Source organism: Maribellus sediminis (assembly GCF_011799805.1).
GTDB lineage: Bacteria > Bacteroidota > Bacteroidia > Bacteroidales > Prolixibacteraceae > Draconibacterium > Draconibacterium sediminis_A.
On the sequence record NZ_WXUB01000004.1, the window covers coordinates 274,987 to 291,204 of the forward strand.

A 16,218-nucleotide genomic window follows, 5' to 3' on the forward strand; every position below is an offset into this window, starting at 1 on the left:
ATGAAGATATCTAATCGTATCACACTTTTATTAGTTGCGCTATTGATGGGTGTGAATGTTTTTGCACAATCCTATTCCACTCAGCCGGTGCCTTTTAACCGGGTGAAGATTACTGATCAATTCTGGAACGCTCGCTTAAAAGCACATGCAGACGCCACTTTGGAAACCTGTATTGCGCAAACACAGGATTCAACCGAACGCATCAATAATTTTATAAAAGCCGCCGGTTTGATGGAAGGCAGGCATGGGGGGATTTATTTTGATGATTCGGATGTGTACAAGGCAATGGAAGGCATTGCTTATTCACTCATCAATAATCCAAATCCGGAACATGAAGCTTTACTCGACAGATGGATTAGTTACATTGCCAAAGCTCAGCAGCCTGATGGTTACCTGAATACTTTTTATACCCTGAACCATCCTGAAGACAGGTGGACCGACATGGAAAAGCATGAGATGTATTGTGGCGGACACATGATTGAAGCTGCCGTGGCTCATCATAAAGCTACCGGGAAAACTACTTTTTTGAATGTGGCTACCAACTTTGCCGATTACCTCTGTGCAACTTTTGGACCGGGTAAAAAACACTGGGTTCCGGGGCACGAAGAAATTGAATTGGCCCTGGTAAAACTTTACCATGAAACCGGTGATAAGAAATACCTCGATCTGTCTTACTGGCTGCTTGAAGAACGTGGTCACGGTTACGGGAAAGGTGCCATATGGGATAATAAAGACTGGGGCCCTGCATATTGCCAGGATGATGTTCCTGTTTCAGAAATCAAAGATATAAAAGGTCACGCTGTACGCGCTATGTACCTGTTTTCGGGAATGGCGGATGTGGCCGCAGAAAAGGATCTGCCGGAATATGTGGCTGGTCTTGAACGAGTTTGGGAAGATGTGGTGGAACGGAATATGTACATCACCGGTGGAATCGGAAGTTCGGGGTCGAACGAAGGATTTTCAAACGATTACGACCTGCCGAACAAGGAAGCCTATTGCGAAACCTGTGCATCGATCGGAATGGTTTTGTGGAACAATCGCATGAACCTGTTTTCTCAGGATGCCAAATACATCGATGTGATGGAACGCTCAATGTATAACGGGGTGCTGGCAGGCGTTTCGCTCGAAGGCGACCTGTTTTTCTATGTAAATCCGCTCGAATCCGAGGGTCATCATCATCGCCGTGCCTGGTACGGATGTGCCTGCTGCCCCAGTAATGTTTCGCGCTTTTTACCCTCTGTTGGAAGTTATATTTACGCCACTTCCTATGAAAAAGGAGTGTTTGTGAACTTGTATGTCGGAAGCACTGCAGAGATGGAAGTCGGTACTACAAAACTGAAACTTGTTCAGCACACCAATTATCCCTGGGATGGAAACGTAGAACTGAAAGTTCAGCCTGAAAAGGAAGCTTCTTTTCCTGTGAATCTGAGAATTCCGGGATGGTGCAAAAGTTTTTCGCTTTCGGTAAACGGTAAAAAACAAAACATAAGCAGGCAAGAGAACGGTTATGTTGCTTTGGATAGAAGCTGGAAAAAAGGAGATAAACTATCGTTGATTCTTGATATGCCGGTGGAAGTAGTTGCTGCCGATCCACGTGTAGAAGCGAATGTCGGCAAACGAGCCATACAGCGCGGGCCACTGGTTTATTGTGTTGAAGAAACGGATCAGGCAAACCTTAATTGGAATAAAATTGAATTATCGAAAACCAGCATTTTCAAAACCGTAAAAGCTTCAGGTAAACTGACCGGAATGTTGGAGATCGAAGGAAAAACCGGTGACACGAATTTTACGCTGATCCCTTATTTTGCCTGGGATAATCGTGAAGAGGGAAGGATGAAAGTTTGGATAAATTATGAAGATTAAAAATATGAAGTATCTCGCATTATTGATTTTTGGTTTGAGTTTGTTGTCTGTAAAAACAGAGGCACAAAAAAGAGTTGGCAATAACCATAATCCGGTTTTTGAAGGCTGGTACGCCGATCCCGAAGGAATCGTTTTTGGCGATGAATACTGGATTTACCCGACGTATTCGGCACCCTACAATGACCAGGTTTTTATGGATTGTTTTTCTTCGAAAGATCTGGTGACCTGGGAAAAACACGAACGAATTATTGACACAACTGCCGTAAAATGGGCCTGGCGTGCAATGTGGGCTCCGGCCATTGTTCAGAAAGATGGGAAATACTTCCTGTTTTTTGCCGCCAACGATATTCAAAATGATAACGAAGAAGGCGGAATCGGGATTGGTGTTGCCAATAAACCCGAAGGCCCTTACAAAGATTACCTGGGCAAACCACTGCTCGATAAATTTCATAACGGTGCGCAACCTATCGATCAGTTTGTTTTTCACGACAAAGACGGCCAGTATTACATGATTTACGGTGGCTGGCGGCATTGCAATATTGCCAAAATGAAAGACGATTTTACCGGTTTTGTACCTTTTGATGATGGTATAACTTTTAAAGAGATCACGCCCGAAGGTTATGTGGAAGGCCCGTTTATGTTTATCCGCAACGGCAAGTACTATTTTATGTGGAGCGAAGGCGGCTGGACAGGACCGAATTACAGTGTGGCTTATGCCATTGCTGATTCGCCTTTTGGCCCGTTTAAAAGAATCGGAAAGATATTGAAACAAGATCCGAATGTGGCGACTGGAGCGGGACACCATTCGGTGATTCATGTTCCCGGAACGGATGAATATTACATTGTTTATCATCGCCGTCCATTGGGTGAAACCGATGGAAACCACCGCGAAACCTGTATCGATCGGATGTACTTTGATGAAAACGGTTTGATCAAACCGGTGAAAATCACTTTCGAAGGCGTTCAGCCGCGACCACTGGATTAACTAACTAATAACCAAAACTTAACCAATGAAACAGATTTACCTTAGTTCAGTTCTTCTTTTGTTTGTTGTTCAGGTTGCCTTTAGCAAAGAGAAAAGAAACGAACATTACATTACCAACCGGGTTCCTTTGGTGGCACAACCTTACACTGCATTACCAATTGGTGCTATTCATGCCGAAGGCTTTTTGCAGGAAATGCTGAAGATACAAGCTAATGGTTTAACCGGTCACCTCGACAGTATTTACCAACTGGTGTGTGGCGATAATAACGGCTGGCTCGGAGGAACAGGCGATGGTTGGGAACGCGGTCCATACTGGCTCGACGGATTAGTGCCGCTGGCTTATTTACTCGATGATGACGCACTTAAAGCCAAAGCTCAAAAATGGATCGAGTGGAGCATCAATAATCAGCAGGAAGACGGTTACTTCGGTCCAAAACCGTTACCCGAGAATTACGAACGTATTCCGGGAACACAACAGGGCATGCGTAACGACTGGTGGCCCAAAATGGTGATGTTGAAAGTGCTGCAGCAATATTACTCAGCTACCGGCGACGAACGTGTTATCAAATTAATGACAAATTATCTCCAATACCAGTTAAAAATGCTGCCCGAAAATGAGTTGGGCTATGTCACTTTCTGGGCTAACCGAAGGGGAGGAGACAATCTGGCCGTCGTTTACTGGTTGTATAACATTACCGGCGATAAGTTCCTGTTAGACCTGGCAGAAATAATTCATAAACAAACTTTTGACTGGACCGGAGTTTATGCCGGAGACATGATCCGCCGCTTAAATCCGCTTCCCGATCTGCATTGTGTGAATGTGGCTCAGGGATTGAAGGAACCGATTATTTATTACCAGCAACATCCTGAAGAAAAATATCTGGAATCGGTAAAAAAAGGCCTGACTTCGATTAAGGAAGTGCATGGTTTTGTGAACGGGATGTATGGTGCCGATGAACGTATGCACGGAAATGATCCGACACAAGGTTCCGAATTGTGTTCAGCAGTTGAAATGATGTATTGCTTCGAAAGTATTCTGCCGATAACCGGTGATGTTTATTATGCCGATTATCTTGAAAAAATTGCATACAATGTCTTGCCAACCCAAAGTACCGACGATTACATGCGGAAACAATATTTTCAGCAGGTAAACCAGATAAAGGTTTCCGATGACGAGCGTAATTTCTTTAACGACAGGGAAGGACGTAACGTTTTCGGAACTACCACTGGCTATCCGTGCTGTCTGACCAACATGCACCAGGGCTGGCCAAAGTTTGTTCAGAATACCTGGTATGCTACAGCCGACAACGGATTGGCCGCACTGGTTTATGGCCCGACTACTGTAACTGCAAAAGTTGCCAACGGAGATTTAGTTACAATAAAAGAAGAAACAGGCTATCCGTTTAAAGAACAAATTCAATTTACTATTGAAAGTGAAGATCCGGTAAAATTTCCTTTTCACCTGAGAATTCCGGAGTGGTGCAGCTCATTCAGTATAAAAGTTAACAATGCAACTCAACAACTTGAAGCACAAAACGGAATTGTAATACTGAATCGCGAATGGAAACCCGGTGATAAAGTTGAACTGGATCTGGGAATGGATTTTCGTTTTAGTTACTGGCACGAAATGTCGCTGGGTATCGAGCGCGGACCACTGGTATATGCCCTCAAAATAAAGGAAGAATGGCGCGAAGTTACGAAAGACGCTTACGACGATACTTTCTGGGAAGTGCTTCCGAAATCGCCCTGGAATTACGCCATTTGGGAAAAGACTGTTGAAAACACCGACTTTCAAATCGAAATTGCTGATAAGATTCAGCCCAATCCCTGGAACCTCGAGAATGCACCAATTACAGTAAAAACAAAAGGGAAAAGAATGCCGATCTGGACAGAGGACCGGAACATGGCAGGAAAAACACCTTCTCCGGCGTGGCCATACCGGATTGTGGAAGAGAATGAGGAAGAGATCACCTTAATTCCTTATGGTTGTACTACGTTACGCATCGCTCAGTTTCCGGTTTATCAGTTATCGGTTAAATAACCTGCCTTTAATTTATTTACGCTTATAATTTCAACCAACTAATAATCTAAAATGAAACAAAGTTTTATTGTGTTGTTCATCGCACTTTGTGCCTTAACGAGTTTTACCTGGTGGCAGCCTGCGGGCGATAAAATTAAAACCGCAAGGGCCGAAAAAACGGACGTAAACAATGTACTGCCTGAATTTCCTCAACCGCAAAAGCAGCGCTCGGAACAGAACCTGCAACATGCAATTGAAATTGCAGACAAGGCATTTGAAATGCATTTTTCGGGAGAGGGCATGGCAATGGCACGATTTTATAATCCATTCACAGAAGAACGGTCGAAGGAAACCGGAAGCGTTTGGATGTACACCAGTGTAATTGAGGCTGTCAACGCGATTTTACATGCCATACAGGCACAAAACAAGCTGGGAAAGGCGGAAGTATTCAGTCAGGATTTCGACCGCTACAGCAAGCTACTGGAGAACCTTTACAACAATCTTGATTACTACCTCGGCACATTTCAGCTGGTTTCTTATACGCAGACTAAAGAATGGTCGGTTTATGGCGTGCACCGTGCTGATAAAATAGGTGCGGCAAAAGTCGCAGGCATCGAAAATGTGTACGACGATCAGATGTGGCTGATACGCGAATTGATTGAATCGTACAGAATAACCGGTAATCCGGCCTATCTTGAAAAAGCAGAATACCTCACTGAATATGTTCTGGATGGCTGGGATTGTACGCGTGATGAAACGGGCAGGGAAGTAGGCGGAATTACCTGGGGACCGGGCTATGTGACGAAACATTCCTGCAGTAACGGACCGATGATAAGTCCGCTGGTTTGGCTTTCGGAAATCTATCGTGGTAAAAACGATGTAATAACTCATCATTTCATTGATGCTTCCGACAAACAAACACGAAAAACAGAACAGGTAAAAAAGAGCGAATATTACCTTAATTTTGCCCGGAAAATTTATGCCTGGCAAAAAGATATGCTTTTGCGTGCCGATGGAGTTTACGACGACATGATGGGTGGTTGTGAACCGCCGAAACCACAAAACGAAAGAATAAACGGAAAAACCTATCGCAAAGGAATCGTTTGTCAGGATCGCGTTGGGCCTGCCATTTCTTACAATAGTGGTACTATGCTGTCGGGGGCAGCCGACTTGTTTGGAGATACAGCCGAAAATGTCTACCTGTCGGATGCAAGGCAATTAGCCGATTCTGCATTTCAATATTTTGCAAAGCCAGTGGAAAACTTGCCTGGTTATTTTGAATACAATTCAAGAGGCTTTGGAAACTGGTTCAACGGTGTGTTGTTACGCGCCTATGTTGATGTCTATCCTCATATTAAGGCTGTTGATCCGTACATTTCCAGTTTTCAGCAAAACCTTGATTATGGGTACGCACATTTCAGCAAGAATAGCATATTGCCGACCGACCTGTTAAAAGGATGGAAAGCTGATACTGCAAAAAACCAAACGGAAGGCATGTTTAGTTTTGCCTACGCAGCAGCTTTTGCCGTTTTATCGAAATACGAAGCTGAGCTATCAAAATAAAATTCGACAATAGCTTAAAAAATACAGGAGGTTTTCTGAAATAAGGGGCAATTTATTTTGTTTCAGCGATTTACTGAGTCATATTCTTGCAGGACACTGTTTAATTTATATTTAGGGTGTTTTTATAATCTCATTCTGATTTGATGAACTTAGTTGTCAGGGATTTTCCCATTTGATTGATATTTAATAAATACATACCGGTCTTCAGATTTGAGCAATCGATACCACTTTCGATAGAAGATAAAGGTTCTACCATAAGAATCCTGCCGGTTAAATCCAGTATTCGAACACAACCGCTTTTTTCTTTCTTATCAAAGAAACTAACATACAAACGGTTTTGAACGGGATTAGGATAAATTCGGAATACCTTGTTAGCCTGATTTACATCAGCAATACCGACCGTCCCATTTCCCATTACTACGGGGTCAATCCCCTTATGAGTTGGCGTTACCTGTTTGATTGTTCCGTTCGCATTAAACTCCAATTTGTCGATACAAACCTCGCGGTGATAACCCGGGCCATTATTTAAATAGTTTTTATTGATGCGGTGATAAACAATGTACCATTCATCTTTGCCCGGAATCTGAAGGACGGAGTTGTGCCCAGTTCCGTAGATCTCATTGACAGGATCCTGTTCAATAACGATCGGATCAGATGCTACGGTAATCGGGCCGGTTGGGGATGATGAGGTACCATAAGCCACATGATAATTGGGCGACCCGGTATCGTCGACCGACCACATGAAATAATACAAGCCGGCGCGATAAAAAACATAGGCGCCTTCGCGGTAAGCATAGGTACTTAGGGTGCCTCCCTGTGGTGTAATAAGCTTTGTCGTTCCTTCTTTTAATGAAATCATATCTTCATTTAATTCAGCAACAGCCATATATCCATTTCCCCAGTAAATGTAGCTTTTGCCCGAAACCGGATCGGTAAATACATCGCTGTCGATTATTTGTCCACCAATGCCGTTCGGATTAGAACTGATCATTGGCGAACCTGAATCGACAAAGGGCCCACCCGGAGAACTCGAAACTGCAACACCTGTTTTCTTTCCGTCGCTTTCGCCGCTAAAATAGAAGTAGTATTTGTAATGGTTTTCATCAATTTTCTTTTCTTCAATACAGGGAGCCCATGCATTGCCACTGGCCCAGCTCACCTGACTGCTACCCAAATCAAGAAAGGTTCCTTCGTTTTTCCAGTTTACCAGATCGGGTGACGAAAACACATCAAAATACCAGCCTCCCCAACCACTGTATCCATCGCTCGTCGGGTAGATGTAAAACAATCCGGTTTGCTCGGAGTACATAATCTCCGGATCGGCGCGAAATCCTTCAAGCACCGGATTGGCATTTATTTCAGCATAAACCTTGTAGCTTACTGAGGTTCCGTTTAGCGTAAAGGTATACGTAACACTTCCATCCGAAAAATCCTGATCACCGGCAGGTGTAATTGTGGTACCCGGCGTCGCGAAAAATTCGGGATTGAAAGAGCTTAAATCGATGCCGTAATAAAGCGGAATACGAATCTCTTTTGTCGAGTTATTAATATCGATGCCACTGTTTCTGATGTTTTTATTGCGCGCTCCAATACCATCAATGGTATTTAAAGCGGTGGATGGAAATGCCTCAATAAGTCTTTGCACTTCTTCGTCGGAAATTGCAATGCTCGTACCGTGACGCGCATTAATTTCGTAGTTGTCAGAAACATATTGAAATGATTTCAGATCCGATGACAGGCAGTATTGGTAATGTCCTGCTCCGTAGCAATCGTACATTAAAATCCATTCATCTTTATCGATTAAGCGGAAAACTCCGGCACCTTCTACAGCTTCGCTGGTTTGATCCACATTATCGATAAGATTGCTCCACTGTGAGCCGGCCGGTTCACCGTTCTGAGCTGTCAATGTTTTAGCAGTTACTTTGCTGATTCCACCAACGCCTTCGTTTTTAAAGAACATGTGATAAAGATTATCACCTTCGCTGTAAATAATATCTCCATCGATGGTTGCAGAGCCCCGGTCGAACAGGTATTGTGGTTCACCTTCCAGATCGGTAAAATCTTCGTTTGCATAGCAATAAAAAATCTTATCGTAGGTCACCTTTCCATCGCTGGTTAACAACGAGAAATAGACCATGTACTTTCCGGCAAGCGGATCGTAAATGGTTTGCGGTGCCCAAACGCGTAGCACATTGGCCCACTCACCGGGCCATCGGGTAGGGAAGTTTACAGTCGCACTGGTCCAGTTCACAAGGTCGGTCGATTTCAGCAGAACAATTCCCCGGTTGCTGGTCCAGCCTTCGCTCGATTTCATGTCGGTGACTACCATATAAAAGGTTTTCCCGTCTTCGCAGCGAAGGATGTGCGGATCGCGAACAGCCTGCTTCATGGCTATATCTGCTGAGTTTATCACCGGATTTCCATTATTGAGTGGCGTGTAATTCAATCCGTCGTTGCTAAGCGCAAATCTAATCTGTTCCTGATTCTGAGTATTCCCGGTAAAATAGGTAAACAAATAAGCCGATCGATCTTCTTTTTCAGCAATATAAATGGTAAAATCGCGTGATTCGGTAACAGTCCCTTTAGTAACGGTGGCTGTTAAGGTTACCTGTTTTTTGCCTTGTCCGAGCGGCGACAATTTCAGTACACGACCGGAGGTATTGATGAATTCAGGAGAATCTGTACTCCAGCTTACTTTTGATCCTTCTGCTGTTTTATAAGGTAAATCAACGCTTGAGCGTGCATTGCTGGTATTACCCCCAATGACAAGTCCTGAAAGGTCCATCTCCACACTTTCTTCGTCGGAATATTGTGGAAGAACAGTAATCTCAAATTTCGTAGAGTCAGAATAAGTATTACGGGTTAAAGTTGCAGTTAAAGTCAATGTTGCAGGATCAGAACCATAAGCAGGGCGGTATACAGTGCCGTCGGGCGTAACAACCGACTCGTTTGAGCTGGACCAGGTTACCAGAATAGCATTACCCAGGTTATTCGGTAAAGTGATTTCCGAACGAATTGAATCTTTATTTTCTATAGTAAGAGAGTTTAGGGCATCTGCGACGATAATACTGTCGAGTGCGCGATTCAGAACTGAATTTTCAGCACCAATCGTTTCAATTTCAGTTTTATTGACGGCTCCCTGATAGATCCTGAAATTGCTGAATTGTGCCCCTTTCAGATATCCATCACCTGAGTAACAGGAACGTCCCAGAAAATTGTAGGTGGTTTGGCCAAGTGACTTTGGCAATATCGGAATTGAATTGCTTGCAAGCAGCTCTCCATCCAGATAAATGTAACCTTTGTTGTTGAGTTGAGTGTAAGTCAGATTTACCCATTTCCCTTTAGTTATCGCCTGGTTGGCATTCACCATCACTTCGTCCCGGTAACCGGTATTTGAGATAGCGTACCGCGTTGTTCTGGCTGTGAGAAACATATTCCCGTTGGCATCAGCAAGCATATTATCAGAATTGGCAAATGTCCAGATAAAGTTACCGGCACCGGAGATGTTTGTTCCTTCCGGAATATACATGTTCGTTGAAATCGAAAAGCTGTCCAACGTAGCGATGATATTCCCCAAAGCTGCACTAAAATCGAAATAGCCGTTCTGATCGCCAAGGTCGAGAACAGGAACTGATCCGAATGTGGTAAGTTGGGCTTCGTTCTGCAACGAGCCGGTATAATTCCCTTTGGTGTCGGATGTGGAAGTAAAATCGTATTCTGCCAGAATTTCCACTGCTGCCGAACTGGTTTTCAAGCCCGATAATGCTTCAACTTGCTCCGAACTCAAGGCTCCGTCATATACTCTGAAATCAGCATATTTGGCATCTCTGAGATAGGCGTCGGCAGCGTAGCACGATCTTCCCAGGTAATTAAAGGCTGTTTTTCCCAATTCTGAAGGTGTCATGGAAATGGCACCGCTTGCGGCTTGCAGACCATCGTAATACAGTGTTCCGGTTCCGTTTTCCTGTACATAGGTTATGGTTACCCAGGCCCCTTTTCCTGTGGCTGATCCGGTTTGAATACCCGATTCTCCGGTCCATCTGTCAGGCGAAATGGCATAGCGGCTGTTTTTTGCGCTGAAGAACAGGCATCCGTTTGCATCGCTCGCAATATTATTGGAATTGGCAAAAGTCCAGACAAAGTTTCCGTTCGCATTTAAGGAAGTAGAGGAGGGGATAAACAACTTACAAAACACCGAAAAATCGCCTAAGGTATTTACCAAATCTCCAAAACCGGCGCCCAGATCAACATAGCCATTGCTGGCGCCCAAATCCATAACTTTTGTGTTGTCGTACAGTGCAATTTGAGCACCGTTCAATAATTCTCCGGTAAAACCATTTCCCGATGCATCGCTGATCGAGGTTTCATTTATTGTCCCCAGTTCAGCATTATAATGGAGTTTAAGCGTTTGTGCTTGGCTTATAAAAACTGTTGTCAGTAAGAACAGAAACAGGTAGGTCTTTTTGAATATTGGCTGCTTAATAAGTGTCATCTATTGTTTTTGGATTTTAATGGTGATTTCTGGTCAATTGTTTTTTACCTAACAAAAACCTTTCGGGCTTCCGTTTTATTTTTTGAATTCGTTTTGTAACTCACGATATAAATTCCTGAACGAATGGGAATTCGGGTGTAAGTTTCTTCTGTATGCTGTTGCAGTAATTCAGCTCCTGAAATGGAGTAAACTTTAAGTTGAGTTGCTGAACCGGGTGTTTGCAGGCAAACTATGGAGTTATCTGCACCAAACAGTCGAATTTGCTCTGTTTTATCTGCCAGGTCCGGTTCCGTAATACCGTTTGGAATATCGCTTTGTTTTCCGGATGGCGGCAGTACAAACATCCATTGACGATGACTGACCGCAGGACTTGTTCCATACGACCAAAAACCAATATAGGTACCTGCGGTATTGTTCTCGCCTTCCAAATCCAGTGATTTTCCTGTACTGTTCGAAAGAATCCTGTAACAATCATCACCCACACTTTCAATTTTAAAAGATTGATTTGATGTATTTTCTATTGAGGATGTTTGAGCTCTGTAGGTGCCGGCATCAGTAAGGTATTCTCCGGCGAGGATCATTATCGTATATCCATTCCCTGATTTTGTAAGAGTCCACAACTGGGTGGAATCGCCATAGAGATAACTACCGATTGTTACGGAATTGTCGGTCGATTTTATTGGCAAACTGGCGGTACGTGGCAGAATAAGGTATGGTATTCCTGTCTTAATCTGATTCGCTGCTGTTTCGAATGTCACAGGTAATACTACTGTTGTTACACTGTATCCCGGAAGCGTAATTACAAATGTTGAATCGTTTAATTCATAATCTGTAATGCTTACGTTATTCTCGGTTTCTGAAGTTCGGGTCGCTTCAATCGAATTGCCGAACTGGCTGAATATCTTTAAATCGATCCGGTGACAAACTTCGGTAGAAGAATTATTCAGTAATACTATGGTCAGTGAGTCTTTGGAAGGATTTAGCGCTGCCAGCATTTGATCGTTTGGAACTGACAGAAATCTCGATCCTGCTTTTATATAACGGCTGAATTGTTGACGCACGTAAAAGTTTTTAACCCTGGCATAGGTTTGCAAGGCAAAATTACCCTTAACCGTGCACCACTGATCGTTGTTTTCTTCAACATACTGCCAGTCGAGCCACGCTTCGGGACGAATATATCGGATGTCATCAATGAGTTTCTGCGCCAGGTTAAGGTTTCCTGCAATTCCGGAACCTCCGGCTCCAACTTCGCTCATCCACAATGTTTTATTGTAGGCTGTTGAAAGCACCCGCAGGTTTGCCCTGTCTTTGTTGGTAGCTCCATAGGTATGTGTATTCCACTGGTCTACCAGACCAAGTACAGTACCATCCTGAATATAAGCGTTAAAATCGATTACCGATTGTGCTGTGCTTGTTTCATCCGAAGCTGAAATAATAGTATTCAAACCTGATGCTTGCAAGACAGGGGACAGGACTTTTAAAAAGTTTATTTGTGCAGCTGTACTGAAATGACAACCTTCCTGTCCGCCATTTGCCGACCAGTAATTGGTGACCGGTTCATTAAATGGTTCAAGGGTTTTGAATTCGATACCGAATGAATCTTTGTAAAATTTGCATACATCAACCAGGTAATTGGCAAATTCCTCGTAAAACTCAGGTTTCAGATTGTCGTCCCATGCATTAACGTTGCCGGCACTGCAACCACTGTATGTCATATAATAAGGAGCAGAATTGCTGAACGCTTCGAAGATAGCATCCGGCCGTTTTTCTTTAATTTTCAGCATAATCTTACGCTGGGCAGCATCGTGGCTCCAGTCGTATTCAGCATTTGGCGAATCTTTGAATCCTTCCATTTCGGCTCGAATTCCTTTTCCATTTGCCATGTGATGAGCTGTACAATTCCGGTTTAGTGGATCGTCGCCACCACCAATGTTGTAACGAAATATATTATAATTCAATCCTTCAGGACTAACCAGCCAGTCAACGATTTCATCAATTTTGTCATCGCTCCACTTACCACACATATTGGCCCACCAGCAAAGCGACACCCCCCAACCTTCAAAAGGGTTAGTAAAAGCTGCATTGGGATTTATAAGATACCTCATGGTATCAACCGGTGCAGGGCCGTAATGTTCTGAAATGTACCAGTAATGCCTGGTGTCGCTACCGCTTTTATCGGAATAAATCGACGAGCCGCTTGTTGTATTATCGGTACCAAGGTATTTGTTGTTGGCTTTGCACCTGAGTCGAACAAAAGAGCCGGAAACTTTTTCAATGGCATATTTCGAATTATCGGTGGATGAATCAGTAATGAAATAGGTGTTCCAGCTGCCGTTCAGCGCGATATATTTATTCTCACCTGCAAGTTTTATCGAATAATATCCCGATCCGGCAGAAATAAACTCCAGAAGTTGATTGTCGGCACCTGAATAGTTCTGAAGGACTGCCCGCTCTTCGCTGTTTTCGGCCACTACATTTCCACTCGAATGAATCAGGTAATATGTTTTACCGGCATCAGGTTCAGTGATCTGTGCCCTGCTAATTCCCGGAACAAATTCCAGAGACAGGACTATTAAAGCATAAATTATATTTCGAAGCAGCATATTTATTTGTTGTATTAATCTTTTTAATCCAGTGCGGTCAGTTTAAGCTCAGCATCACCTATCGAGGTGTCTTTTACTTTAAGAGTTATTGTGCCCGTATTTTTTGTGCTTTTCACTACTACCAATGCCCTTCCGTGAAATGCTTTCCGTGAATTGGCCACGTAAGGATCGGTATCTTTTATATCTCCGCTGGCTACGCCAATAATTGTTCCCGGGCCTTCAATTTCAAAATGGAGACGGTTTGCGGCATTTGGATCGACGATCCCTGCCTCGTCGGTCATTTCAATTGTAATAAATGAAAGATCCTGACCATCGGCTTTTAACTCAGTTCTGTCAGCAGTCAATTTTATTTTGGATGCTTGTCCGGCAGTTTTCAAAATGGTACGCTCTATTTCCTTGTCGCCGTCTACGCCAACTGCAACCAAATCACCAACCTGGTATGCCAGAGTGAAAACGGTTTTAAATTCTTCGTTTCTGCCCGTCGCTTTTTCTCCAATAAGTTCGTCGTTTAAATACAGCCTCACTTTTTCGTATTTCGAATAAATTTCCACTTCGATGTCTTTCCCTTCCTGACCCGGCCAGGTCCAGCTTTCCCATGTTGGCCAGGTTCCCCACATCGTTGTAATAATTTTTGAATCTTTCTGTTCAGGTTCACGAACGGCCATATATAATTTTTCGGTTTCATTATACAACATGCTGCGGTAATGCGAAATCGGTTTTCGCCAACCCGTCAGGTCGATATCGCCACAGTAAGAAGCATGCCATGGATAAAGGTCTCTTTCCCAATGTTCTCCCGGAACATCGCCTTCGTAATACCAGCGTCCAATACCCGATTCTCCCAGGTAATCAATTGCTGTCCATACAAAATCACCGATGATGTATGAATTGTCCTTCACCAAATCCCAGCAGAAGAAGGCGTCTTTTGGATAAGATTCAGACTGGAAGATGATTCGGTCGGGTACCCGCTTGTGATCCGCTTTTGCCTCGTGCAACTGGTAATTGTAACCACAAACATCGTGTTCGGCCATCAGCGGATCAAAAATTTCCCAGCCCTGGCCCCAGGTTGTCATGGCTGAAGTAACAGGTCGGGTTGTATCGATTTCTTTTACGGCCTTGGCCAGTTTACGGGCAGTCTCGACTGCCTCGGGTGAAGTTCGTTCAATGATCTCGTTCCCGATGCTCCACATGATGATTGACGGATGGTTATGATCTCTTTTTACCATAGCCTGAACATCAGTTTTATACCATTTGTCGAACAAGGTAGAATAATCATGTTCAATTGGGGTAAACGTGCTTTTCATTTCACGCCACCCATCGAAAGCTTCATCGATAACCACTAATCCCAATCGGTCGCAGGCGTCGAGAAAAGCCTCCGAAGGAATGTTGTGGGAGGTACGTACCGCATTAAATCCGGCCTCTTTCAATAATTCCGCTTTTCGTTCTTCGGCACGGTCGTATGCTGCAGCTCCCAGACATCCATTATCATGATGCACACAGCCACCATTCAGGAGTACCTCTTTACCGTTCAGTAAAAAACCTTTTTCTGCACTGAATTCGATGCTTCGAATACCAAATGAATGGTTGGTTTTATCAATGAGTTGTTCCCCCTTTTTGATGCTAACTGTTGCAGAGTATAAATCAGGCGTTTCGGGTGTCCATAGTTCCGGCTCATCAACAGTAATGTTTTGAATGATTTCCTGTTCCGAATTCGCTTCTAATTCCACTTTTGCTTCATCACTTCCAAGCGTCTCTTGTTCGTTTCCGGTAAGTTGCGTTGAAAGTGTAATTTCCTGTTTCGAGGAAGTTTCATTCTTTACAGTCGTTTTAATTTCAACAGTTGCTTCCTGTTCGCTGACTTCAGGAGTCGTTATGGCAACTCCCCATTGTGCGATGTGGATCGGATCGGTGACGATCAGCGATACATGACGGTATATTCCGGAACCACTGTACCAGCGGCAGTTTTTTTGATGTGAATTATCTACACGAACGGCTATTGTATTTTCACTACCAATTTTCAGGTAAGGTGTCAGATCATAATAAAACGACGAATAACCATAGGGATAAACTCCAAGCGATTGCCCGTTTATAAAAACCTCGGAATTCATATAAACGCCACCGAAATAAACAGTAACCTTTTTCCCTTCCCAATGCTGAGGAACTTCAAAATGTTTTCGGTACCAGCCAATTCCGGTAGGCAGGTAAGCACCATCGTTTCCTGCCGGATTCGCGGGATCGAAATTCCCTTCAATACTCCAGTCGTGGGGCAGATCGAGTGTTCGCCACGATTCATCATTAAAATCGGTTTGCGATGCGTCTGTATCGTCACCAAGATAAAACCTCCAGTTGGTATCGAAGTTTTGTTTGCGATCAGTACTTAGCTGATTTTCGGTTTGAGTACATCCAAAAATCAATATCAGGAAGATGGCAAGGTATAGTTTCATTTATTCGATTTTGCTTTAAAAGTTCTGAAACAAGATCGTAAAGGCCAATTCAACTTTAAGCCGCATTGAGATTATTAAACGAAAGAGACTTTACTTGAATATTTGATTTCTTTTCGGGTTTAATTGAAGTTTGACTCCAAAAATTTTCATCGGTACTGGAGGTCCACTGAAATTTTTGTGCATTAACTAAATTGAAGCTTAACTTTAAAAGCACTCGCAGAATTCTTGTTTTCACCAGGTTTATTGATTTA

At 43.5% G+C, this 16,218-nt stretch carries 7 protein-coding genes; 4 read left to right on the top strand and 3 right to left on the bottom strand.

Annotated features, from left to right (window positions below):
- Genes HFD85_RS16100 through HFD85_RS16115 form a run of 4 tightly spaced genes read left to right on the top strand, consistent with a single transcriptional unit; the run spans position 1 to position 6,431 of the window.
- Positions 1–1,863, top strand: coding sequence for a glycoside hydrolase family 127 protein (locus tag HFD85_RS16100; protein ID WP_206081997.1), 1,863 nt, complete (start codon positions 1–3; stop codon positions 1,861–1,863).
- On the top strand, positions 1,853–2,848 hold the full coding sequence (locus tag HFD85_RS16105; RefSeq protein WP_240925063.1) for a glycoside hydrolase family 43 protein: 996 nt from the start codon (positions 1,853–1,855) through the stop codon (positions 2,846–2,848). The genes HFD85_RS16100 and HFD85_RS16105 overlap by 11 nt, the downstream gene beginning before the upstream one ends.
- A 25-nt stretch (positions 2,849–2,873) precedes the next feature.
- On the top strand, positions 2,874–4,889 hold the full coding sequence (locus tag HFD85_RS16110; protein WP_167612161.1) for a beta-L-arabinofuranosidase domain-containing protein: 2,016 nt from the start codon (positions 2,874–2,876) through the stop codon (positions 4,887–4,889).
- A 51-nt stretch (positions 4,890–4,940) separates the two neighbouring features.
- Positions 4,941–6,431 carry a glycoside hydrolase family 76 protein gene (locus tag HFD85_RS16115; RefSeq protein WP_167612164.1) on the top strand — a complete coding sequence of 497 codons (1,491 nt, stop codon included), beginning with the start codon at positions 4,941–4,943 and terminating at the stop codon, positions 6,429–6,431.
- A gap of 130 nt (positions 6,432–6,561) precedes the next feature.
- On the opposite strand, the gene HFD85_RS16120 is transcribed toward HFD85_RS16115, so the two are convergent.
- Genes HFD85_RS16120 through HFD85_RS16130 form a run of 3 tightly spaced genes read right to left on the bottom strand, consistent with a single transcriptional unit; the run spans position 6,562 to position 15,967 of the window.
- Positions 6,562–10,923 (bottom strand): family 43 glycosylhydrolase, encoded by a 4,362-nt coding sequence (locus HFD85_RS16120; protein ID WP_167612167.1) that lies wholly within the window; start codon positions 10,921–10,923, stop codon positions 6,562–6,564.
- A 44-nt stretch (positions 10,924–10,967) separates the two neighbouring features.
- The gene (locus HFD85_RS16125; RefSeq protein WP_167612170.1) at positions 10,968–13,526 is read right to left on the bottom strand and encodes an RICIN domain-containing protein; all 2,559 of its coding nucleotides are present in this window, start codon (positions 13,524–13,526) and stop codon (positions 10,968–10,970) included.
- A 23-nt stretch (positions 13,527–13,549) separates the two neighbouring features.
- Positions 13,550–15,967: a glycoside hydrolase family 2 TIM barrel-domain containing protein gene (locus HFD85_RS16130; protein WP_167612173.1), complete on the bottom strand. Its 2,418-nt coding sequence runs from the start codon at positions 15,965–15,967 to the stop codon at positions 13,550–13,552.
- Positions 15,968–16,218: the final 251 nt, after the last annotated feature.

Bases quoted from the DNA above. Each gene is read 5' to 3' on its own strand.
- HFD85_RS16100 (WP_206081997.1), top strand. From the start codon at position 1: ATGAAGATATCTAATCGTATCACACTTTTATTAGTTGCGCTATTGATG.
- HFD85_RS16115 (WP_167612164.1), top strand. From the start codon at position 4,941: ATGAAACAAAGTTTTATTGTGTTGTTCATCGCACTTTGTGCCTTAACG.
- HFD85_RS16110 (WP_167612161.1), top strand. From the start codon at position 2,874: ATGAAACAGATTTACCTTAGTTCAGTTCTTCTTTTGTTTGTTGTTCAG.
- HFD85_RS16130 (WP_167612173.1), bottom strand. From the start codon at position 15,967: ATGAAACTATACCTTGCCATCTTCCTGATATTGATTTTTGGATGTACT.
- HFD85_RS16105 (WP_240925063.1), top strand. From the start codon at position 1,853: ATGAAGATTAAAAATATGAAGTATCTCGCATTATTGATTTTTGGTTTG.
- HFD85_RS16120 (WP_167612167.1), bottom strand. From the start codon at position 10,923: ATGACACTTATTAAGCAGCCAATATTCAAAAAGACCTACCTGTTTCTG.
- HFD85_RS16125 (WP_167612170.1), bottom strand. From the start codon at position 13,526: ATGCTGCTTCGAAATATAATTTATGCTTTAATAGTCCTGTCTCTGGAA.